We start from the raw sequence: 21,710 nt of genomic DNA, 5'->3' as shown, positions 1-21,710 counted from the left end.
GGACGATTACTACAGGCGACAGGACGTCGCTGTTGCAGGAAAGCAATAAATCCTGACAGAAGTTGCTTAGCAACTTCTGTCGTCGAATGAAAGTACAGGAGCCATAAACTACCGGCGACAGGACGTCGCCTGCAACAGTTTAGCAACTTTGCATGAAAGAATTTGCCTTTAGCAAATTCTTTCGCAAGAATAATCCACAGGACGTGTATCATCAAGCATTTAAAACTAGGATTACTATCAGCGACAGGACGTCGCTGTTGCAGGAAAGCAATAAATCCTGACAGAAGTTGCTTAGCAACTTCTGTCGTCGAATGAAAGTACAGGAGGTACTTTCATTCGACACCATTCCAGCAGTAAGTACAAAGCTTACAGTGGTCAAGGCCTGTGCTGTCAAGCATATCGTCAAGACGATGGAATCTTAATGTCGTAAAATGAAGCTGCTTGCGGATTTCTTCAAGCATCTTTGCATATTCAGGTGTATCTGGATTACAGTATTTTGCAAGAACTTCAGGACTTACATCATCACCTTCAAACTGACGAACTACGCGGCGAGCAATAAGGTCCATTTCGCTCTTTGAACGGCTAAAGTTAAGGTACTTGCAGCCAAACATGATTGGAGGACATGCAGGACGAACATGAACTTCCTTTGCTCCACTTTCGTAGAGGAAGTCTGTAGTTTCCCTAAGCTGAGTTCCGCGAACAATGGAGTCATCAATCAAAAGAATGCTCTTGTCCTTGATGAGCTGCTGAACAGGAATCAGCTTCATGTGTGCAATGAGGTTTCTCTGGTTCTGGTTTGTAGGCATGAATGAACGAGGCCAGGTTGGTGTATACTTGATGAATGGACGGCTGAAGGGAACACCGCTTTCATTTGCATAACCAACAGCATGGGCTGTACCGCTATCTGGAACACCAGCAACGCAGTCAGGCTTGATGTTGTTTTCCTTGTCACGTTTTGCAAGGTATGCACCGCAGTTGTATCTCATCTGCTCTACATTGACACCTTCATAGCAGGCGGTTGGATATCCGTAGTAAATCCAAAGGAAAGTACAGATCTTCATCTTGTCCCCAGGCTTCTGAACCTGCTCAACTTTTTCAGGAGTTACAAAAACAATTTCGCCAGGTCCAAGTTCCTTAAAATCCTTGTAACCAAGATTAAGATATGCATGGCTTTCAAAGCTAAGGCAGTAACCTTCATCTTTCTGTCCGATAACAAGAGGAGTACGGCCAAGCTTGTCGCGAGCACCATAGATTCCATCCTTTGTCATGACAAGCATTGTAATGCTGCCCTTGATTTTTTCCTGAACATTCCTGATACCATCTTCTATCGTATTTTTCTGGTTGATGAGGGCAACGATAAGTTCAGTCTGATTGATCTCTCCACCTGACATTTCAAGGAAGTGGGTCTTTGAAGCATCAAGAATGCCCTGAACCAGTTCATCCTTGTTTGTAACGATGCCGACTGTGGTAATGGCAAAACTGCCGAGATGGCTGTGGACAAGCAAAGGCTGAGCTTCATAGTCGGAAATACAGCCAATACCAAGCTTTCCATGCATATCGTTAATGTCGCTGTCAAACTTTGTCCTGAAAGGAGAATTCGAGATGTTATGGATGGAACGCTCAAAAGTTCCGTCTTCATTAAGAACAGCAAGACCTCCCCTGCGTGTGCCAAGATGGCTGTGATAGTCTACACCAAAGAAAAGATCCAATGAACAATCGCTTTTAGAAGCAACACCAAAAATTCCGCCCATATCATACCTCGAAACGTATTAAATACGAGACGAATATTACCAATTATGCTTTCTTTTTTCAATTATAATTTTTTTATATTCATTCAATATTGTTGAATTTAAGATTTTTTACATTAATATAGATACGATATGAAAATTAAGTTTTTTTCAAGGCAGAAAAACATTTCCTCAATAATAAATAAACTCAACACCACAGTGCTTGTCATAAGTCTATCCACATGTACAGTGACAAGCCTTCTTTTCATATATGCATCCACGGTAAACATCATGACTTCCACGCTGAAGGAAGAAGCCATGACAGGCGCAAAAAGAATTGAATGGGTGATCAAATCCTACAAGAACATCGCACAGGGCATGGGATCAATACCTGAGCTCTCAAATCCTCATATTTCCACAAAAACAAAAGAAATGATCCTTGCAAACAAGGCAAATGAATACAAGCTCATAAGATGCAAGATCATCAACAAGGACGGATATTCCGATATGGATACCCAGTACCGCGGTGACAGGGATTATTTTAAGGAAGCAATAAAGGGAAACGTCTGTGTCAGTGATCCTCTCATATCAAGGACTGACGGACAGAAATCCCTTATCATTGGTGCACCTGTCTGGAAAAACGGAATATATAATGGAAGAATTGATTCCGTGCTGTTCTGTTCAATCGACATCAATATCCTCAACAACATATTGCAGGAATTCAACATTTCAAAGAACTGCAACATCTATTTACTTGGCAAAGAAGGAAAAACCGTAGCAAGCCTCTACAAGGATGGAACACAAGGCTCAAACAGCAGATCTGCAAAAGAAAACAAAACTTTCCCAAAAGTCACGGATTTTGAAAGAAGGTCACTTGAAGATACAAGAAACTCAAGCCACATATTTAAATACGGTGTCCTCCATTGCTACAGCAGCCACCTCATTGAAGGCACTCCAGGGTGGGCTGTCATCATCGATGCTCCAGTAACAGATTTCCTTGGTACATTCTGGGTTGCTTTGGGACTCATCATAACAATATGCACCATAGTCGTTCTGTTCTCCAGATTCTACATAGGAAAGCATTCAAGAATCATCTCAGAGCCTGTCGAACACATGGCGGAAAGACTCCGTCAGGCAGCTGTAGGAGACTTTAAATCAGAAGTAAGTTTTGAAGATTCCGTTGAAGAAATCAAAATCATTTCAAATGCGACCCAAAGCTTGATAAACAGGATGGACAACGTCCTCAACGGAATAAATTCGGAATTTGCAACCTCTAATCTTTCAACTTTCATAAACTTTGAAGACTATGCCCCATATGTGGAACGATTTGAAAAAGAAATGAATGTATACCTTTGTCTTTTTGACAACAGGATGGAAAAGCTGATAGGTTCAATCAACAACGATTCTACAAAAACAGAAAGCGCACCTATACTCATCAACAATAAATTCGTAGGCAAATTCGTCATATCGCCAAAGGAAGAATGCCCTTTCACTCCTGAAGCATTGAAGAAATTCATAGAAAATTTCTCTAGTTTTATAGGACGTGTGATTGAAAGCATACTCAGCAGGGAAATACATTACAAGGCAAGACAGAAAAACGACCTAATCAACAACGAAAAAATGCTGCAGACTTCCGAAGCAATGGCAAAGGAACTTCTTACCTGGTCAAAGAAAATCAAAGATCTTGGTGGAAATGCGGACATAAAGAAAGCATCAGAGTTCTTTGAGAAAGAAGCAATTGATTTTCATAGCAACATTCTTGAAAATGCAGAATTTTCGCGTTTTACAAATTTCAACTACTCCCTTCACGAAAAGGACTACGAGCTTTCCTATCTTCTTGAAAACATTGAAATCCGCGCAACAAGGGATGCGATAAAGAAGGAAAACATCGCCGTCAACGCAAAGGAAAAACCAGAAGAAACACTTTTTGGCGACAGAGAAGCCATAGAAAAAGCTGTTTCAAGAATAATCCATTTTCTTGAGCTTAAGAATCCTGAATGTGCAATCACAACGATAGCTTCCATAAAGAAAAACACTTTTGGCTATACCCTTCAGTTCAAGTTTATAATCGACGGATATAGATTCACGACCCATGAAATTGAAAAGCTTAGAAAAATTGAAGCCGCACAAAAGAAATTCAGCGGAGAAATCAATGATGATGAAATGAAGCTTCTTTCGGCTTACAACCTTATCTGGCTTATGGACGGAACGATAAAGACGATTTCTACAGATGACTTTTACTATGAATTGCTGCTGGAAATACCCCAGCTTTAGCATCTAGGTAACGGGGAATAAAATGCAGGAACTGAACTATAAAAAAATCATAGAAGGACTCACAAAGGCATCACGCGAAATTTCAGTTGTCCATAACTCAAATCTGGATGACATAAGCGTTCATCTAACTGACCTTTGCAATGCTCTTAGGGTTGCAAGAATCGAAGTCATTAAAACCATCAATCAGGACAACAGACACGGAACTTTTGGTGCTGAACATGCAAACTGCTATGTAGCTGAAAATTTTGATCCAGACAATTACTACACGGCAACAGGCATAAGCAGCGGATTTGTAGATGCAAGCTACAATTTCTATCAGTTCAAGGGTGATGAACCGTTCACCGACACAGAAAAAGAATGCATGGAATTCCTAAGCCGCTTCATATTCCTTTTGGCGGGAAACATCCTTCTAAACAAGCATCTTAATTTTGCCATGTTCCACGAAATGAGATTCAAGGATGTATACAACAACACATTCCTCCACTACAAGCTGAATCAGTTTTTAAACGAAGGAAAAATTGAGAACTTTGGAATCCTTCAGTACAATCTTCATGGATTCGGTCAAATAAACAAAAAGATCGGTGAAAAGCAAGCGACAATGGTACTTGAAATGTATCATAACGGTCTAAAAAAAATCATTGGTGATGACCCGGACGCAGACGGATTCGATGTGGCACTTGGCGGTGACAACGGATTCATCGTGTTCAGGAAAGACCTTAAGGAAGAATTGATAGCCTACCTCAGCTCCACGGAAATGAAAATAATGACAGAGAAAGGAACGGAGGAATATATAGTCCTTTACTCCAACTTTGGATACAACATGGAATTGGAAGGTTTTGATTCTTCATATATGATTCTTTCCTCAGCATCTACTGCACTTACCATTGCAAGAAGAAGTCCTGGATTGAAATTCATCGAATACGATGAAAGCTTCAAAAAGAAATTTGAGATGCAGCGTAAAATAGAATCCTGGTATACAGATGCCCTTAAGGGTGAGGAATTCCTTGTATATTACCAGCCGAAGGTTGAGCTTCATAATTACAGCCTAAAAGGCGCAGAGGCACTGGTAAGATGGATCCACAAGGAAATCATGATCTACCCGGACCAGTTCATTCCTGTCCTTGAAAACAACCTTACCATAAAATATCTGGACCTATACATGCTCAACCATGTCTGCCAGGATATCAGAAAATGGCTGAATGAAGGTAAAGATGTTCCTCAGATTTCCGTAAACCTTTCCCGTGCTACACTTGCAATGACAAATCTGGTAGATGTGATCACTTCTACCATCGATAAATACGATATTCCACGCTCTTTGATTCAGATTGAGCTTACGGAATCTGCTTCAGACGCAGACAACGAGGAATTAAGACCTCTTGTTACTGGACTTAACAAAGAAGGAATCAGCACCGCTGTAGACGACTTTGGTACGGGATTTTCTTCACTTTCCCTCATCAAGGAGCTTCCTTGGGATGTACTTAAAGTTGATAAATCTCTTCTGCTCGGAGCACAGAAAGATGGAAGCCGAGACCAGCTGATGTTCAAATCAATTATATCAATGGCTCAGACCATGGGACTTGAATGCATAGTCGAAGGAGTTGAGACAAAGGATGATGTAAGGATATTAAAAGAAAGTGGCTGCTTCATGGCACAAGGCTACTACTTCAGCAAGCCAAAACCTAAGGAAGAATTCGAAGCGCTTCTTGGAGACCTGACTCTGTAGAAAGAATGTCCTAAAACATCCCCCAGCTTATGTCCAAGGACACGATGACTTCAGGGTATAAGTTTTTGGACATTCTTTTTTCTTTTGTCTATTTTTCTATTTCGTTTCTAATAATTTTTCTGATGAGCTTACCGTCAGGGCTAAGGTCCTTATCAGTCCACCCACCCTTGGCTTCCTTGTCTTTACCATAGGCAAGAATACCGCTGTCTTCTCCCTTGTTGTTGAGCGCCCAGTTTGCCCATGAAATGTTGTTTTCCTCAAAGAACTTCATCCATTCAAGAGTTGATTTTTCAAATACACCGCCGTCCCCAGATGCCATGGTTGTTCCCCATTCAGTGCAGAAGACAGGAGCACCCAGCTTTAAAGCCTTCTTAACATTCCTTCTGTGTTCCTTTCCATGTGTACCAGCATAGAAGTGAACTGTGTACATAATGTTTTTTGCCTTAATTTGATTCTTTGCGGCAATCTGTGGCTGAGAACTCCAGATTGGAGTACCGACAATGATGATGTTGTTAGGATCGTTAGCGCGAATTGTCTTGATGACTTCTTCTGCATAAGGCTTTATGTTATTTTCCCATGTAACATTGTCACCGTTTGGTTCATTGCAGATTTCATAGATGATGTTGGGATATTGACCATATTTTTTTGACATTTCGTCAAAAAATTCCTTAGCAAGATCAAGGTGAGCCATAGGATCCTTAGTTCCAAGAACATGCCAGTCAATCATTACATACATGCCGTTCTTGATACATGCATCTACAGAATCGATAACACGGTTCTTGATGGCTTTTGAGCTTAAATAACCACCCTCAGAAATATACATGGCAGCACGCCAGAGCTGACAGTTCCAGTCGTCACGAAGCCACTTGATTACATCTTCATTTGCATATTTTCCATACCACTGAAGGCCATGGGAACTGATTCCTCTTATCTGCACAGGCTTTCCATCCTGGTTGCAAAGATCAGTTCCAATGACCTGAAGCTGACCATAGCGCTCCACAACAGTCCTACCGTCTTCAATGGCAAGCCTTGTATCATCCTTATATTTATTTGAGCAGGAAGCAAGCAGAAACGCAACTCCCGCAACAAGGGCAATTTTACCAAAAACCTTCATGATTCCTCCATAAATACAATCATTATCCTACAGAATTAACGCTTTAGCAACTGTCATCCGCTACGCACCCAACAGGCCATGCCTGTTGGGCAGAACCCGCAGGGGTCGATTCCCGACATAAAGCAAAACAGTCAAAAGAATTTAAAAAAGAAAAACCTTAGCAAAACTGCTAAGGTTTTAAGCGGTAGAAGATAAGGAGCGGAAAAAATGACAGTCCTGTGGACTGTCATCCGCTACGCACCCAACAGGCCATGCCTGTTGGGCAGAACCCGCAGGGTTCGATTCCCGACATAAAACAAAACAGTCAAAAGAATTTAAAAAGAAAAAACCTTAGCAAAACTGCTAAGGCTTTAAGCGGTAGAAGGGAATCGAACCCTCGTCTCCAGCTTGGAAGGCTGGGGTAATAAGCCATTATACGACTACCGCGTTGCGATAATTAGAATATATAAAATTGCAGATATTTTGTCAATAAGAATTCAAAAAAAATCTCAATTTTTTTCAAAAAAATAATCACTGCTAGAACAAGTCCCCAATCCCCTACTTTCGCCTTTCTCGACCTGTAAGCTTGTAATAATTTGCCTTGTCCTCGTACATTCTTTTTTCAGCAATACTTATGAGGGTCTTTATGTTTTCCATGGTGAAATTTTCAACCTCAGAAGAAACTGCACCACCCGAAGAAATATGCAGTTCTTCCACAAGCTTACCCTTCCATGCAGAGGTCAATTCCTTAAGCCTGTCAAAATAAACCTGCATGTCAGGAATTTCCTTCTCGCATAAAAAAATGAATTCATCCCCACCGATCCTATAGCAGCTTCCAATCTCACTGAAAATACTATCGATACAGTTTGCAGCCCCTACGATCAGTTCATCACCTGCAGCATGGCTCAAGTTGTCGTTTGTTGCCTTAAGCTCGTTGATGTCAAAAAGAGCAACGGTAAAACTGCCCTCTCCGATTTCCTTAAGTGAATTCATCTTCTCCTCATAGCTATGTCTGTTGAGAAGCTTGGTAAGTTCATCATATGAAGAAAGCTTAAGCAGCCTTTCGTTTTCCTTCTTCATTTCATCGATTATCTGAGAGGTAAAGACAACATCCTCTACCATTCCATTTGCATAGGAAATAGGAATAAACTGAATGCAGAACCAACCGATCTGTGAACCTCTGAATTCCGCAAGAAGAATCTTCTTTTCCTTGAATCTTTCAGCAATCGTAGAAAGGTCCGTAAACTCCAAGGCAGCTTCCACATCTTCAGGAATAACTGTATTGGATACGACAGCCCTCATTTGACTCATTGCGTCTACGGTACTGTTGACATATTCCCTTACCTGATCCGTCGAACGAATCTCCTTGACAGTGTTCTTAGACAGATTGATGATGTGCATCGTATTGTATACACCAGCAATCGAAGAAAGAATATCATTCTGCTTCTTAAGTTTGCTCTGATACTCAAGCGCTTCATTGAATTCCTTTTCTCTATGATAAAGATGGAGAAGAAGAAAGATAAACAAAAAGGAAACTATGAAATAAAAAATAAAGTAGATGATATAGAACCTGGTCTGACGGTTGAAGACCTCCTTTATTGATTTATCTTCCGTGTAATTATCGATCCATTTCTCATCAATTTTTGAAATAAAGCCTTCGTTACTCAACTTTATTATGATGTCATTTATTCTATCCCTCAGTTCTGGAAGATCATCGCGAATTCCAATGGCAGGATAGCTGTTCATCAATTCAACGCTTGAAAAAATTTTAAGATGATTTTTCTCTATGATTTTAACACCTACAGAATGATGGCAGATACCATAATCAACCTTTCCACTGTCAACAGCATCAAGAATATCGGTGTTTGTAAAGAATTCCACAAAGTCGCAATTAAGGTCGAAGATTCTTGTGATTACGGAATTCACCATAAGACCAACTTTCTTATCCTTTAGCTCCGCAATATTATTGATCTTGTTCTTTCCGAATATTACAAGAGAATCCTTGGAAGCAGGAACAGATTTCAAGACGCCATTCATATGGGAAAAAATCTCAAGTCCCAATATCAAGTCAGCTTCCTTATTCTGAAGCAATTTCTTGCAGTTAGGCCAATCTGTGAATGTTATCTGGGATCTCATTCCAAGCTCGTTGGCTATCTGGTTTACAAGCTCAACATCAAGACCGCAGACTTCGTTGTTTCTGTCATAATATGAATAGGGAGAAAAATCAAAGTCCGCCACAACCCTAAGCAAAGGCGCATTTTCATCTTCAACTGTATTTAAAACATCAACCCTAGGAGGCCTAGAAAAGACACCAACCTCATACATAGTAAATAGGACTGGAAACACTAGGCCTAAAAGGAGAAAAACCATAAAGAGATGCTTTATTTTCTTCATGCCTTAATTATAAATCAAAAAATCCTAGAAAAAAGGTCATGTATAAACATAACAAAACATTCAAATTTACTTGTGTTCAAGCTCAGAAAACTTTTCCCTCGTATAAACGACATAAGCAATGATCATGGCAGTTCCTGTAACAACCCAGGAAACAGGATATACAAAAAGAATCGATTCATAGGTGTTGAATCTTGGGAAAACGGTTCCAATCCAGACAAGCCTAAGGGAACAGGTGCCAACTATCGTTATGAGGGCTGGAGTCAATGAGCAGCCTAAACCTCTCAATGCACCTGCAGTTATTTCGTAGGAATTTATCAGGAATTGAACTATTTCGACCTTGAGTATTCTTTCTGCACAATACTGAACAGCTTCTGGATCCTTTGAATAAAGCTCCGACAATGGAAATCGAAATACAGTGAATATTATTGAAAATGCCATGGTCAAAAAAACGCTCATAAGCATGCAGTAATAATAGGACTGCCTGCATCTTTTTATGTTTCCAGCACCATAGTTCTGACTTGAAAACGTGACCGCACATTGAACGAAAGCAGAGACAATGAAATAGCCAAAGATTTCAAAGGTCACTCCAGAAGCGCTTCCTGCCATTACCTTTGATCCCAGTGTATTCAATGCCCCCTGAATGACGAGATTCGACAGACTGAACACAATACCTTGGATTCCAGCTGGCATTCCTATCCTGAAAATAACTGAACAGTGATGTCTGGCAAGTGAAAGCTTTTTTACGCTGAATCTATATTCATCCCTTTCTCGAGACAAGGCGACCAAAATGCAGGCAGAACTGAACACGTTGGAAAGCGTCGTTGCGATTCCAACACCAGCGGCTCCCATTCCAAAGCAAAGAACAAAAACAAGGTTCATCACAACATTGAGCAACCCAGCGACTATAAGAAAAGCGGCAGGTTTAAAGGATTCTCCCTTTCCTCTAAGAACAGCTGCTCCAAAATTATAAAGAAGGATGAAAGGGAATCCCAGGAAATATATCTTAAGGTATACATCCGCAGACTCAAGAACCTCCACAGGAGTTTCGATCCAAACAAGAATTTTTCCTGAGAAACAAAAACCGAGACCTGTAAGCAGAAAACCGCAGATCAATGAAAGCAATATGATTGTATGAACGGCAGAGCTGATGTCCTTATATTTTTTCTGACCCTCAAGGGATGCTATCAAGACATTTGCACCGACACTCAAGCCCATGAATATATTCAGAACAAGATTTATCAATGGAGCCGTGCTACCAACAGCAGCCAATGCCTCAGGTCCAACAAATCGCCCCACTACCGCAATGTCACAGGAGTTGAACAGCTGCTGAAGCATTCCGCTTGCAATGAGAGGAAGTGAAAAAATCAAAATCTGTTTAATCAATGGACCAGTGGTCAAATCCCTTGCTCTGGAATTCATAGCAGAAACTATACCTTTTATTCAGCATATCTGCAATTTCTCCTTCAACATATGGTATAATGTTCATATGTCTACATTAATCACTGGGATTCTTGCCCATGTCGACGCAGGAAAAACAACACTGTCAGAAAGCCTGCTCTACACTGCAGGTTCAATCAGAACTCTTGGCAGAGTTGAGCAGAAGAACACCTTTCTCGACAACAACTCCATTGAAAGGGAACGAGGCATCACTATTTTTTCAAAGCAGGCAAAGCTTAATGACAGGATCACATTGATAGACACTCCAGGTCATGTTGACTTCACTGCTGAAACAGGCAGAACCCTTTCGGTTCTGGATGCGGCGATCCTCCTGATAAATGCTTCCGACGGAATTCAAAGCCACACCAAGACACTGTGGACTATGCTCAAACGCTATGAAATTCCTACAGTCATCTTTGTAAACAAGATGGACATGCCCGACACCGACAAGGATAAAATTCTATTCAAGCTGCAGAAAATTCTTTCACCTGCCATAACGGACTTTTCAAAGGAACAGATGTTCACCACGGAATTTTTTGAACAGATTGCTTCCAACGATGACACAACCTTGGAAAAATATCTTGAAGGAACAAAGCCTTCCTCCGTTGACATCAGGACTTTGATTTCCTCAAGAAAAATTTTCCCATGCCTTTTTGGCTCGGCCCTAAAAATGGAAGGAATCGAGGAATTGCTCCATGTCCTTGGACAATGGTTTACCATACCGAAATACGACGATGACTTTGGATGCACAGTCTATAAGATTTCAAGGGACAGACAGAACAACCGCCTTACCCACCTAAAGATAACGGGCGGTATTCTAAGGGTAAAAGATTTTCTTGAAGACGAAAAAATAAACGAAATCAGAATCTACTCAGGAGAAAAATTTCAGCAGGTAAAGGAACTAAAAGCTGGCAACATATGCACCGTGACGGGACTTTCATATTCATTTGCAGGAAAAAGCTATGGCTCCATAAAAGCAAAGGAAGATTTTTCATTTGAGCCTGCCTTGATCTATTCCGTCATTATTCCAGATGGAACAACCACATCAAGGATGCTGCAAATTCTCAAGGAACTTGAAGACCAGCTTCCAGAGATTTCCCTAGACTACTCTGAGCAGACAGAAGAAATATTCGTAAAGCTCATGGGACAGGTCCAGACAGAAGTCATCAAACAGCTTCTAAGGGATGAGCATAAAATTGACATTGAATTCGGTGAAGGACGCATCGCATACAAGGAAACCATCCTCGAGCCTGTAATCGGAATCGGCCACTATGAACCTTTGAAGCATTATGCAGAAGTTCACCTAAAGATGAGCCCACTGCCAAGAGGAAGCGGAATGAGATTCATATCCAACATACCAGTAGACAGCCTTGACACCAACTGGCAGCGTCTGATACTGACACATCTGAAGGAAAAGACCCATGCAGGAATCCTTACAGGAAGCCCTATAACCGACATGGAGATAGAGGTGGTCGCAGGACGCGCACATCTTAAGCATACGGAAGGCGGTGATTTCAGGCAGTCAACCTACCGTGCCATACGGCAGGGATTGATGAAATCAAAATCAACATTGCTTGAACCCATCTATTCCTATGAGGCCGTCATCCCTGAAAATTCCATCGGTCGATTCATGAATGATCTGGAAAAAATGAGCGGAACAAGTTCTCTCGATGAAAATAAAGACGGTCTTGCAGTCCTCCACGGAAAGGTTCCAGTATCCACAATGAAAAACTACATCAACGAAATCAGATCCTATACAAAGGGACAAGGAAACATTTCGCTGGAAGTCTCAGGTTATGATATTTGCCATGATGAAAAGGAAGTTCTTGAAGAAATCAACTACAACCCTGATGCTGACCTGTCAAATCCATCATCGAGCGTCTTCTGCTCCCACGGCGCAGGCTTTGTCGTAAACTGGGATCTAGTCGACAGCTACAGGCATATAAAAACATAGACCTAGGCAAGCAAGGAATTCAATTCTTCTCGATCAGGCCCAAGGCAACCAAAGCTTCCCTGGCAACTTCCTGTTCCGATTCCTTCTTGTTCTTTCCTGTGGCAGGTCCATAGGTCACTTCCCCAAGCTTTACGGAAGTGTAGAAAATCCTGTCGTGATCAGGACCAGTCGATTTTTCAAGCCGATACAAAGGACACTTTCCTCCGCTCTTCTTCTGAAAATATTCCTGAAGCATGGTCTTGTAATCCTTGTGCCCAGTGTTGGACTGAACCTTTCTGATTTCAGGAACGATAAGCTCAAGCACAAGTTTCTCAGCCGCTTCATACCCCTGATCAATGTACAGGGCGCCTATGACAGCTTCCACGGCATCAGCAAGAATTGCTTTCTTGGTCCGTCCACCACTCATTTCCTCACCCTTACCAAGAACCAGATATTTATCCAGATGCATTTTATCCAGGGCTATGGGAGCCAAAGTCTGCTCACTTACAACATTGCTTTTTATCTTTGCCAGGTCTCCTTCCTTGTTTTTTTCCATGTCGTTATAGAGAAAAGAAGCCGTAGCAAGACCAAGAACGCTGTCCCCAAGGAATTCAAGACGTTCATTGTTGTATATTTTATGAGATTCGTTTTCATTTGAATATGATCTATGATGGAAAGCAAGATCAAGGATTGAGTAGTCCCTGAAATGAAGACCAAGGTTCCTGCAAAAGCCTTCAAGACTCTTTTTTCTTTCCCTGGTCAAATCTTTTTTTGGATAAAAAAAATCACGCAAAATCATGGCTTGATTATAGTATTTAAAACAAAAAAAGCACAGTATTAAACTGTGCTTTCTTAAACGGATTCAGTATGAATTACTGCTGCTGTGACTTGATGTAGTCGTAAGCATCCTTAACTGTTTCGAATTCGTTTGCCTTGTCATCTGGGATAGAAACACCCATAGCTTCTTCGATAGCATACACGAGCTCGTATGTATCAAGGCTGTCTGCACCAAGGTCACCACGGAATGATGCTTCAAGTGTTACTTTTTCTGCATCAATTTCAAGTTTTTCTGCAATGAGCTTCTGAATCTTCTCGAAAAGTTCGTCCATCTTAATCTCCTAATTAGCCGTTTACTTCTGGAGTAATAACCTGACGTCCCTTGTAGAAACCACACTTACCACATACGTGATGTGGAAGAACAAGGTTTCCGCAGTTGCCACATGGAACAAGATTAGGTGTATCCAAGTGCATGTTAACGCCACGTCTTCTCTTTGTTACGGCCTTTGATGTTTTGGATCTAGGTACTGCCATAGTATATAACCTCGCTATAATGATTAAGTTATCTGTATAACGTTGTTGATATTACTACAGATTCCCATTTAATGTCAAGAATTATACAAGCATTATAAAACATTTGTCAATTCTTTTTACTGTTTTTTTATGACATTTTGACAAATTTTGTAATTTTGAAACCCGGACATGGATGAAATCAGCTGAATTTGACTTTCAAAGCCTTCTCCACCAATGGAGGAACCATCTTGCTGACGTCACCGCCAAAACGAGCAGCCTCCTTGATGCTTGACGAACGGACAAGGAAAAACTTCTGTTCAGTAGGAAGGAACAAGGTCTCAATGTCAGACCCCAGCTGCCTGTTCATGAGGGAAAGATCAAATTCATGGGCAAAATCCATGGCATTGCGGACACCCCTAACAAGAACCGTTGCGTTTTCTTTCTTGCAGTAATCGACGACAAGGGAATTCCATATGTGTACGCTGACGTTGGAATAGCCCTTTGTCAGTTCAAGGAGCATTTCCATCCTTTCCTTATCGCTGAAAAGAGTATGTTTGTCGGGATTCACTGATATAAGTACGTCAAGCTGATCAAAAAGCTTTGAAGACCTTTCTATAATATTGAGATGTCCCAAGGTTGGAGGATCGAAAGTACCTGCGAAAACTGCTTTAATCATGGGGAAATAATATTCCAAAGGACGGGCTTTTTCAAGAAGGAAGAAATATAAGAATTTTCAATTTAATTTCTTAAAAAATTGACCAATATCCATTTGCGTATTAAAATATAGTCATGAAAAAGATTTTATATTCAGCAATAGTTGCAACCATATTCACATTCGTTCTTTCTGGATGCGGCTCTACTCCATCCACACCAGTTCAGACTGAACCAGAACCAGTTCCTCCTGTCGAAGCTCCAGCAGAAGAACCAGTCCAGGAACCTAAGGAAGAGGAACCCGAGGAAATTCTGGAAGAGGAACCTGAAGTAGTCGAAGAGCTGGCGGAAGAACCTGAAGTAGAAGTTGAAGAGCAGGAATACCAGCGTTCAACTACAAACGTTACAGTCACAAAGCAGACCTTCGTGGAAGACAAGACCCGTATCCTTCAGATCATCGAAGACCTTGCAATCTACATGAAGAACGGCGACTTCAAGGGATGGACAAGCTACCTTGCTCCAGAAAGCTATGCATACTGGACAAAGAAGCCTAATCTTACAAAGGCAGCACAGAGACTTCCTAAAAAGGGATTGAGGCTCAACACGATTGAAGACTACTTCAAATTTGTATTCATTCCTGCAAGAAGAGGCAGAACTGTTGACGAAATTCGTTATGATACGGAAACAGAGGTTAATGTTGTTCAGGTAGATGACGATAAAGATATAGTATACTACTCTTTCAAAAAAATCAGCGGAAAATGGAAGCTTGTGCTCCCACAGAACCCAAGTTAAAATTTTCGATTGATTTTTTATATAATGTATTTTATAATTTGAAGGATTTCACATGGAGGAACCATATATGAAAGTAACAAAACTACTTGCATGCGCATGCTGCATTTTAGTTTCATCAGCTTTGTTTGCACAGGAACAGACTGTAAAGAGCCAGAGAAAATCGGAAACAACAGTAGAAGACGAATACATGGCAAGTGCTGAAGACACAATCATCGGTGAACTTGCAGCATCTGACGATTACGACAACAAGCTCGTAGCCCTCAGCTATCTTAAGGATGCTGTTGAAGGCGGAAGAACTTCTCCAGAAGTCATCGCTTCCTTGAGCCGTCTCGCTGGCGAAGGCGTAAAGACAACCGCAAGAACAAACGGTCGTGTAATGAACAACTTCCCTGATGTTCGTGCACAGGCTTGTGACCTTCTTGGTGAAGTAGCAACAGAAGAATCAAAGAACACTTTGGTTTCAATCGCTGTAGAAGACAAGGAACCAATGGTAGTAACAGCAGCTATCCGTTCCCTTGGAAACATCGGCATCAACGACAACGACGAAGTTGTTAACATGATTGAATTCGTTCACAAGAGATACGCAGCACTCAACCCAACAAGCTCACTTGCACTTGAAATCCTCAATGCATATGAAAAGCTTGCTCCTAATGTTCAGGACAAGGGACCAATGATCCAGTCAATCTCTGAAATCAGAACAAACTACAGATATGCAACACCTGTTCGCACAAGAGCAACAGAGCTTCTTAAGTCTCTCCAGGGTGGCAGCAGCAAAAAGAAGAACAGCAACGACGCAAAGTAAGTAATCTGTAAGTTTACTAGTATTATAAAAAAGACATTCGGTACACCGAATGTCTTTTTTTTTTTGCATTTTTTTTGCAACAGAAGGCCGTTTTACCTTGCCCTCTTTTCCATCTTACGTAGAGCCAAGAGCATCACTGGTATTATAAATGATGCTGAGAAAATCCATGCCATAGGATCTGCAAAGCAGACAGCCGAATATCCATAGACAGGAACAAAGATATATGTGACAAGAGAACGAGCCGCAAGCTCAAAGAACCCAGCGAACATCGCCTTTCCAGAATAGCCGATGCTCTGCACGGAAGGTCGCCATAGGTTGAGGAATCCTATAACCCAATAGAAAATTCCCAAGGTCACAAGATATTGCTTTGCATACATGATGACTTCAACCTCATCTTTATGGATGAAAAGCATTATGAAATATTCACCAAAGAACCAGAAAACAACTCCAAGACAAAGACCAAACAGAACTCCGATAAAAGTCCCCTGCCAAAGTCCTTTCTTGATTCTGTCGATTTTTTGCGCACCAAGATTCTGGCTTGCAAAGGTTGAAACCGCGATGCCAAGGGCAACAAACGGAGAAAAGAACAGCTGCTTAAGTTTTGTTACGGCTGTAAAGCTTGAAATATAGGTTGATCCCAGGCTGTTGTTTGCCGTCTGAAGTATCATGCTGCCTATTGCTGTAATGGAAAACTGCAACCCCATGGGCAACCCTAGTCCAAGAAGATAAAGCATCATCTTTCTGCAAGGAACGCAGTCTTCCTTATTAAGCTTTAAGACCTCGACTCTTTTATTGATATAGAGGAAACAAAGCAATCCACATAACCCCTGCGACACGACAGTCGCCAAGGCTGCCCCAAGAACACCAAGTCCCAGCCCCATGACACATACAACATCAAGTCCGAGATTGAAGACAGTTGAGAACACAAGGAAAACCAGAGGAGTCTTAGAGTCACCGACAGCACGAAGGATTCCAGACATGTAGTTATAGAGGATCATCAATGGAATGCCTGCAAATGTAGTTACAAGATAGGTATATGCATTTACAAAGATATCATCTGGAGTATTGAGTATATGAAGGATGCCTGAACAGAAGACAACACATAAAGAGGTAACAGCAATGGAAACGGCTCCAAGAAGAAGCATGCCGTTGAAGATATTCTTTTTCATGGAAGATATGTCACCTGCGCCGAACCTTTGTGCAACAGGAACAGTCAAACCAGTTGTAAGTCCTTCACAGAAACCTAAGACAAGAAACTGAACAGACGAAGAAGCCCCAACACCCGCAAGGGCATTGGAGCCTAGATAAAGCCCGACAATGGAAGTATCAGCCATATTGTAGAACTGCTGGAGGAGATTCCCCAGCAGAACAGGCAATGAAAATGCAAGGATCAACCTTAAAGGATTTCCTTCAGTAAGATTTTTAGTCAATTAGTTTCACCTTGGATCCAAGATAGATCAAATCTTCATGTTCATTGCTTCGCGAACTTCATCAAGCGTCTGACAAGCAATGGCGCGTGCCTTATCCACACCGTCAAGAAGCACCTTGCGGATATAGTCTTCGTTCTTTTCAAGCTCGGCTCTTTTTGCGCGCAATGGGCGAAGCTCTTCGTTAAGGGCTTCTGTAAGGCACTTCTTGAGTTCTCCACTTCCCTTGTCTCCGATGCGTGAGGCAACAGCAGCAGGATCTTCCTTTGTACAAAGAGAGATGAGGGAAAGAAGGTTTGCAACTTCAGGGCGGTTTACAGGATCGTAAGTAATTACGCGTTCACCGTCTGTCTTTGCCTTCTTGATGAGGGCCGCAGTTTCATCTTCCGTATTGCAGAGGAAAATTGCATTGTTGCGGCTCTTTGACATCTTCTGGTTACCATCAAGTCCCATGATGCTTGGTGTCTTGGAAAGAAGTGCCTGAGGCATTGGGAAAATTGGATCACGCCCCTTGCAGAATTTCTTGTTGAAAGATTTTGCGATGTTGCGTGTAAGTTCAATATGAGGAAGCTGATCTTTTCCAACAGGAACAACATTTCCCTTGCAGAAAAGAATGTCGCAAGCCTGGTGAATTGGATATGTATACATACCTGCGTTTACGTTTGTAAGGCCTGCACTTTGAATTTCTTCTTTAACGGTTGGGTTACGGCTAAGTTCAGAATTGCTTACCAATGTCATGAACGGAAGCATGAGCTGATTGCATTCAGGAATATAAGAATGTGGATAGATGATTACATCGTTGCCAGGTTCTATACCAGCTGCAAGGTAATCGATTACAAGCTGCTTTGTATTCTGGCTGATTTTATCGAATGCATCGTGATCTGTAAGAACCTGATAGTCTGCAATGAGGATCATTGTTGGAACACCCATCTTTGAGATGCGAACACGATTCTGAAGAGAACCGAAATAATGACCGATGTGAAGGCGTCCTGTAGGTCTGTCACCTGTAAGTACGCGGTATTTTTTTGGGTTAACCTGAATATCTGCTTCAAGGGCCTTTGAACGTTCTACCGCTGCTTCAAAAGTCTTGTTAGGGTCAAATTCTGTATTTTCTTCTGCCATGATTTTTTCCTCTTATAAAATTATATGAACTACATACTATTGTAAAATCAAGAAATTTTCAATCAACAACCTAAAGGACAGGTTAAAGTGAAAATCTGAATCCCAGAAATTCCAGACTGGTAGCGGTAAATTTGAATTCCCCATCAGGATCCTTTACATCATTGTATAAAGGGTCTCCTTTTATGGGCAAACCAATCCAAGCAAGATGGCAGCGCACCTGGTGTCTATAGCCTTCCGTAAGGGAACAACTGGCGTGAATTCCACCGTCTGATTTCGTCAGCTTTATTTTAGTCCTGTATTCCTTTGGACTTGCTTTCCTTTCCGCAGCTTTACCTGAAAACTCTGTTACAGGCCTTACTTCCTTGTTCTTAAGCCCGTATGGACGAAATTTTGAACAAAGCTCAACATCCAACGAACTTTCGTTAGTCAATTTTTTTATACCATTCAAGACATTTTCGTAAAAACCACCAGAAGCAGGAAAGCCTTCGTTGCAAGCAAGTAGGTCACAATCAGCCTCATAGCCTTTGATGAAACGACCGTTTGTCTGTTCCTGATTGATCCTGTCATAAAAATCCTGGCTCGTAGCAATGAGAAGAAGACCTCTGGTCTCAGTATCAATTCTGTGTACAAGCCCATATTCGATAGGCTTCTTTCCTGCAACAGATTTTATCTCGGGAAATTTTTCAAGTACAAACGTGACCACGCATCGGTCACCTTGAGCCAAAGGTGCGCTCGGAAGACCTCTAGGCTTGTCCAAAACCACAAAAGGCTCAGATTCAGAAGGAAAATGGATGATACGGATTTTTTCATACAAGGAATTCATTTTAATGACACTCCCTATCTGTCTTTGGGCAGAAGGACCTTTGAAAAATCACGGTGAAGAACCTTCATGATATCACGGAATCTCTTTGGAGTTTTGCTTTTAAACTCACTATAATCCCTTGCCCCAGGCAACCTGACAGTAAGCTTATGGGCGTTGAGCATCAAGGTTGCATTTGGAAATTTTCTATCGCTTTTGGCATAGATACTGTCTCCAAGAATTGGACAGTTAAGATATTTCATATGGACACGAATTTGGTGGGTCCTTCCTGTCAGAATTCTAACCCTCATAAGGGAATATTCCCCATAGCAGGCTATGCAGCTGTAATGAGTCTCAGCGTATTTACCTTCGTCAGTATCCACGACTGCACGGAATTTCTTTCTGTCCCTTGGATCCCTTATGATCTGGGTCTTGATCTTTCCGTGCTGATGCTGAGGCCGTCCCATGCAGATGCAGATGTATTCCTTCTTGATCTTCCTATGGTCCCGAAAAAGGCTTGAAAGATATTCCTCCGTATCACGGTTCTTTGCAGTGATTATTATGCCAGAAGTTTCCTTATCAAGACGATGGACAATACCAGGACGACGGTTTGCAAGAATCCTGTCAGAGCTTGCATCCTCTTCTTTTATTTCCTTGATGGCCTGACGTCCCCAATGATAAAGCAAGGCGTTGACAAGAGTACCATCCCAATTCCCACAGGCAGGATGAGTTACCATTCCCTGCTCCTTATTGACGACACAAACATTGTCATCCTCATAGACTATATCAAGAGGAATATCCTGAGGCTCAATATTGTCAGGAATATTTTCTTCCCACTGAATGTCAATCTGATCGCCAGGTTTAATTTTATAGGAAATTTTCTGTGGCTTTCCATTGACGAATATGCCAACGACCCCGCTTTTAAGCTTGCTTCGGTTCATTCCATTGGAAAGGTTTGCAATGTATTTATCGAGTCTTTCTGTCTTGCCGTAATTGAGAGGAACCTTGTTAGAAAAAAAAGACATCAATCATCCCCTTTCTCAATGTCGTCGATGAATTGGGAATCATCCTCAAGAACGTCTGCCTCTTCAGGTGTTGTAAGAGGGACAACATCAACCTGCTTAGTGGCATTGAGTCTTTCAAGTCTTTTCCTTTTATTATGCCTGACAATTAGGTTAACAGTAAAATCCACAAGACCAATCACAAGACCTGTACAAGCGGTCATTCCAAGAATTTTAAGCTGTTCACTTTCATCAAGGGAGCTTGGATTCAATGGATTAGGAATAGAGCTCATGTTTCCCCTGTTCATTTCAATTGCACCATAGGCAATGGTGACACCGATCATGGCAAAGGGGATTGATCCAAGGGAAACTACCTCAAATCGCCTTAAATCCAATGCCCACTGAGGAAACTCTTCCTTACTGTATGGCTCAGGTTCAATAGACTCTTCACAATATGCACTCTGTGTTGCCATCATTGAGAAAAACATAATTGAAAACAAGATGCAAAGAAATCTTTTCATTCTTATTTGTTGTCCTGACCGTAATCCCTTTCACCAAACAATGCGGTCCCAACACGGACCATGGTGCTGCCTTCCTCTATGGCGATCCTGTAATCTCCGCTCATTCCCATGCTCAATTCATTTATTGGAAGGGATGGAAACCTTGAATTGAGTTCTTCCCTAAGTTTTCTAAGTTTTTCAAAGGAGTTTCTGATGGCATTTTCATCCTCTGTGAATGGAGCCATAGTCATAAGCCCAGCAGGTGTAATATGAGGATATAGTCCCTTTTCAAAATTTTCCGCAGAAACAAGAACTGAATCAATGTCTCCATAGCCACTTTTGCTGTCTTCTGCCGTATGATACTCAAAGAAAATCTGAATGTTCTTTTCCAGCTTCGCCGCCTGCTTTTCTATCTCAGCAAGCAAAGAATCCCTGTCCACAGACTGGATGCAGGACGCGATTTCTACAGCCTTCTTTACTTTATTTGTCTGAAGCTGTCCTATTATGTGAAGATGGACGTCATTACGATTGAGTTCAGTGAATTTACCATAAGCTTCCTGGACACGGTTTTCACCAAAGAGAAACTGATCTGCTTTTACGGCAGAAACCACATCCTGCAAAGGATGAAATTTACTTACAGCACAAAGCTTTACGCTGCCTTCCTTTCTGCCAGACTTAATCTCCGCATTTTTTATCTGTTCCCTAACTTTATGGAAATTCTCTGCAATCTGTGATTCTGTCATGC

At 41.5% G+C, this 21,710-nt stretch carries 19 protein-coding genes and 1 tRNA gene; 5 read left to right on the top strand and 15 right to left on the bottom strand.

Annotated elements, in window-relative coordinates:
- Window positions 1-332: 332 nt before the first annotated feature.
- Complete coding sequence (locus ACKI39_RS01650; RefSeq protein WP_407397012.1) at window positions 333-1,751, bottom strand: amidophosphoribosyltransferase; 1,419 nt, start codon at window positions 1,749-1,751, stop codon at window positions 333-335.
- 129 nt (window positions 1,752-1,880) lie between these two features.
- Here ACKI39_RS01650 and ACKI39_RS01645 point away from each other — a divergent pair, with 129 nt between their 5' ends.
- Together ACKI39_RS01645 and ACKI39_RS01640 are read left to right on the top strand one after the other, a co-directional pair.
- Window positions 1,881-4,001, top strand: a complete 2,121-nt coding sequence (locus ACKI39_RS01645) for a cache domain-containing protein (RefSeq protein ID WP_407397010.1) — start codon at window positions 1,881-1,883, stop codon at window positions 3,999-4,001.
- A gap of 22 nt (window positions 4,002-4,023) precedes the next feature.
- Window positions 4,024-5,724, top strand: coding sequence for an EAL domain-containing protein (locus tag ACKI39_RS01640; RefSeq protein ID WP_407397008.1), 1,701 nt, complete (start codon window positions 4,024-4,026; stop codon window positions 5,722-5,724).
- Window positions 5,725-5,812: 88 nt separating this feature from the next.
- On the opposite strand, the gene ACKI39_RS01635 is transcribed toward ACKI39_RS01640, so the two are convergent.
- The 4 genes from ACKI39_RS01635 to ACKI39_RS01620 all read right to left on the bottom strand — a co-directional run bounded on the left by ACKI39_RS01635 (window position 5,813) and on the right by ACKI39_RS01620 (window position 10,630).
- Window positions 5,813-6,838 (bottom strand): glycoside hydrolase family 5 protein, encoded by a 1,026-nt coding sequence (locus ACKI39_RS01635; protein ID WP_407397006.1) that lies wholly within the window; start codon window positions 6,836-6,838, stop codon window positions 5,813-5,815.
- A gap of 353 nt (window positions 6,839-7,191) precedes the next feature.
- A tRNA-Gly gene (locus ACKI39_RS01630) sits at window positions 7,192-7,264 on the bottom strand.
- A 111-nt stretch (window positions 7,265-7,375) separates the two neighbouring features.
- Entirely contained in the window at window positions 7,376-9,211 is a 1,836-nt protein-coding gene (locus tag ACKI39_RS01625; protein ID WP_407397004.1) for a diguanylate cyclase domain-containing protein, read from the bottom strand.
- A gap of 66 nt (window positions 9,212-9,277) precedes the next feature.
- Window positions 9,278-10,630, bottom strand: a complete 1,353-nt coding sequence (locus tag ACKI39_RS01620) for an MATE family efflux transporter (RefSeq protein ID WP_407397002.1) — start codon at window positions 10,628-10,630, stop codon at window positions 9,278-9,280.
- A gap of 67 nt (window positions 10,631-10,697) precedes the next feature.
- Here ACKI39_RS01620 and ACKI39_RS01615 point away from each other — a divergent pair, with 67 nt between their 5' ends.
- The gene (locus ACKI39_RS01615; RefSeq protein ID WP_407397000.1) at window positions 10,698-12,602 is read left to right on the top strand and encodes a GTP-binding protein; all 1,905 of its coding nucleotides are present in this window, start codon (window positions 10,698-10,700) and stop codon (window positions 12,600-12,602) included.
- Between the two features lie 19 nt (window positions 12,603-12,621).
- Here ACKI39_RS01615 and rnc read toward each other — a convergent pair whose 3' ends face one another.
- The 4 genes from rnc to coaD all read right to left on the bottom strand — a co-directional run bounded on the left by rnc (window position 12,622) and on the right by coaD (window position 14,547).
- The gene (rnc, locus tag ACKI39_RS01610) at window positions 12,622-13,380 is read right to left on the bottom strand and encodes a ribonuclease III (protein ID WP_407396998.1); all 759 of its coding nucleotides are present in this window, start codon (window positions 13,378-13,380) and stop codon (window positions 12,622-12,624) included.
- 73 nt (window positions 13,381-13,453) lie between these two features.
- Window positions 13,454-13,690: an acyl carrier protein gene (acpP, locus tag ACKI39_RS01605; protein ID WP_407396996.1), complete on the bottom strand. Its 237-nt coding sequence runs from the start codon at window positions 13,688-13,690 to the stop codon at window positions 13,454-13,456.
- 13 nt (window positions 13,691-13,703) lie between these two features.
- Window positions 13,704-13,892, bottom strand: a complete 189-nt coding sequence (gene rpmF / locus ACKI39_RS01600) for a 50S ribosomal protein L32 (RefSeq protein WP_318688477.1) — start codon at window positions 13,890-13,892, stop codon at window positions 13,704-13,706.
- Window positions 13,893-14,070: 178 nt separating this feature from the next.
- On the bottom strand, window positions 14,071-14,547 hold the full coding sequence (gene coaD / locus ACKI39_RS01595) for a pantetheine-phosphate adenylyltransferase (RefSeq protein ID WP_407396993.1): 477 nt from the start codon (window positions 14,545-14,547) through the stop codon (window positions 14,071-14,073).
- 113 nt (window positions 14,548-14,660) lie between these two features.
- Between coaD and ACKI39_RS01590 the strand changes: the two genes are divergently transcribed.
- Window positions 14,661-15,314, top strand: a complete 654-nt coding sequence (locus tag ACKI39_RS01590) for a hypothetical protein (protein ID WP_407396991.1) — start codon at window positions 14,661-14,663, stop codon at window positions 15,312-15,314.
- Between the two features lie 67 nt (window positions 15,315-15,381).
- Window positions 15,382-16,116 (top strand): HEAT repeat domain-containing protein, encoded by a 735-nt coding sequence (locus tag ACKI39_RS01585; protein ID WP_407396989.1) that lies wholly within the window; start codon window positions 15,382-15,384, stop codon window positions 16,114-16,116.
- A gap of 92 nt (window positions 16,117-16,208) precedes the next feature.
- On the opposite strand, the gene ACKI39_RS01580 is transcribed toward ACKI39_RS01585, so the two are convergent.
- The 6 genes from ACKI39_RS01580 to ACKI39_RS01555 form a co-directional block, all read right to left on the bottom strand.
- The gene (locus tag ACKI39_RS01580; RefSeq protein WP_407396987.1) at window positions 16,209-17,546 is read right to left on the bottom strand and encodes an MATE family efflux transporter; all 1,338 of its coding nucleotides are present in this window, start codon (window positions 17,544-17,546) and stop codon (window positions 16,209-16,211) included.
- 27 nt (window positions 17,547-17,573) lie between these two features.
- On the bottom strand, window positions 17,574-18,665 hold the full coding sequence (gene trpS, locus ACKI39_RS01575) for a tryptophan--tRNA ligase (protein ID WP_407396985.1): 1,092 nt from the start codon (window positions 18,663-18,665) through the stop codon (window positions 17,574-17,576).
- A gap of 82 nt (window positions 18,666-18,747) precedes the next feature.
- Window positions 18,748-19,488 (bottom strand): pseudouridine synthase, encoded by a 741-nt coding sequence (locus ACKI39_RS01570; protein ID WP_407396983.1) that lies wholly within the window; start codon window positions 19,486-19,488, stop codon window positions 18,748-18,750.
- A gap of 14 nt (window positions 19,489-19,502) precedes the next feature.
- The gene (locus ACKI39_RS01565) at window positions 19,503-20,489 is read right to left on the bottom strand and encodes an RluA family pseudouridine synthase (protein WP_407396981.1); all 987 of its coding nucleotides are present in this window, start codon (window positions 20,487-20,489) and stop codon (window positions 19,503-19,505) included.
- The gene (locus tag ACKI39_RS01560) at window positions 20,489-20,941 is read right to left on the bottom strand and encodes a hypothetical protein (protein ID WP_407396979.1); all 453 of its coding nucleotides are present in this window, start codon (window positions 20,939-20,941) and stop codon (window positions 20,489-20,491) included. Before ACKI39_RS01560 ends, ACKI39_RS01565 begins: the two co-directional genes overlap by 1 nt.
- Before the next feature lie 47 nt (window positions 20,942-20,988).
- Window positions 20,989-21,708, bottom strand: coding sequence for a YggS family pyridoxal phosphate-dependent enzyme (locus ACKI39_RS01555; protein WP_407396977.1), 720 nt, complete (start codon window positions 21,706-21,708; stop codon window positions 20,989-20,991).
- Window positions 21,709-21,710 lie beyond the last annotated feature (2 nt).

Source organism: Treponema sp. (assembly GCF_045641405.1).
GTDB lineage: Bacteria > Spirochaetota > Spirochaetia > Treponematales > Treponemataceae > Treponema_D.
Note: the sequence above shows the minus strand (reverse complement) of the source record. Positions and strands in the feature narration are given on the sequence as shown.

Excerpts from the sequence above, each read along its gene's own strand:
- ACKI39_RS01650 (WP_407397012.1), bottom strand. The coding sequence starts at position 1,751 with ATGGGCGGAATTTTTGGTGTTGCTTCTAAAAGCGATTGTTCATTGGAT.
- ACKI39_RS01645 (WP_407397010.1), top strand. The coding sequence starts at position 1,881 with ATGAAAATTAAGTTTTTTTCAAGGCAGAAAAACATTTCCTCAATAATA.
- ACKI39_RS01640 (WP_407397008.1), top strand. The coding sequence starts at position 4,024 with ATGCAGGAACTGAACTATAAAAAAATCATAGAAGGACTCACAAAGGCA.
- ACKI39_RS01635 (WP_407397006.1), bottom strand. The coding sequence starts at position 6,838 with ATGAAGGTTTTTGGTAAAATTGCCCTTGTTGCGGGAGTTGCGTTTCTG.
- ACKI39_RS01625 (WP_407397004.1), bottom strand. The coding sequence starts at position 9,211 with ATGAAGAAAATAAAGCATCTCTTTATGGTTTTTCTCCTTTTAGGCCTA.
- ACKI39_RS01620 (WP_407397002.1), bottom strand. The coding sequence starts at position 10,630 with ATGAATTCCAGAGCAAGGGATTTGACCACTGGTCCATTGATTAAACAG.
- ACKI39_RS01615 (WP_407397000.1), top strand. The coding sequence starts at position 10,698 with ATGTCTACATTAATCACTGGGATTCTTGCCCATGTCGACGCAGGAAAA.
- rnc (WP_407396998.1), bottom strand. The coding sequence starts at position 13,380 with ATGATTTTGCGTGATTTTTTTTATCCAAAAAAAGATTTGACCAGGGAA.
- acpP (WP_407396996.1), bottom strand. The coding sequence starts at position 13,690 with ATGGACGAACTTTTCGAGAAGATTCAGAAGCTCATTGCAGAAAAACTT.
- rpmF (WP_318688477.1), bottom strand. The coding sequence starts at position 13,892 with ATGGCAGTACCTAGATCCAAAACATCAAAGGCCGTAACAAAGAGAAGA.
- coaD (WP_407396993.1), bottom strand. The coding sequence starts at position 14,547 with ATGATTAAAGCAGTTTTCGCAGGTACTTTCGATCCTCCAACCTTGGGA.
- ACKI39_RS01590 (WP_407396991.1), top strand. The coding sequence starts at position 14,661 with ATGAAAAAGATTTTATATTCAGCAATAGTTGCAACCATATTCACATTC.
- ACKI39_RS01585 (WP_407396989.1), top strand. The coding sequence starts at position 15,382 with ATGAAAGTAACAAAACTACTTGCATGCGCATGCTGCATTTTAGTTTCA.
- trpS (WP_407396985.1), bottom strand. The coding sequence starts at position 18,665 with ATGGCAGAAGAAAATACAGAATTTGACCCTAACAAGACTTTTGAAGCA.
- ACKI39_RS01570 (WP_407396983.1), bottom strand. The coding sequence starts at position 19,488 with ATGAATTCCTTGTATGAAAAAATCCGTATCATCCATTTTCCTTCTGAA.
- ACKI39_RS01565 (WP_407396981.1), bottom strand. The coding sequence starts at position 20,489 with ATGTCTTTTTTTTCTAACAAGGTTCCTCTCAATTACGGCAAGACAGAA.
- ACKI39_RS01560 (WP_407396979.1), bottom strand. The coding sequence starts at position 20,941 with ATGATGGCAACACAGAGTGCATATTGTGAAGAGTCTATTGAACCTGAG.
- ACKI39_RS01555 (WP_407396977.1), bottom strand. The coding sequence starts at position 21,708 with ATGACAGAATCACAGATTGCAGAGAATTTCCATAAAGTTAGGGAACAG.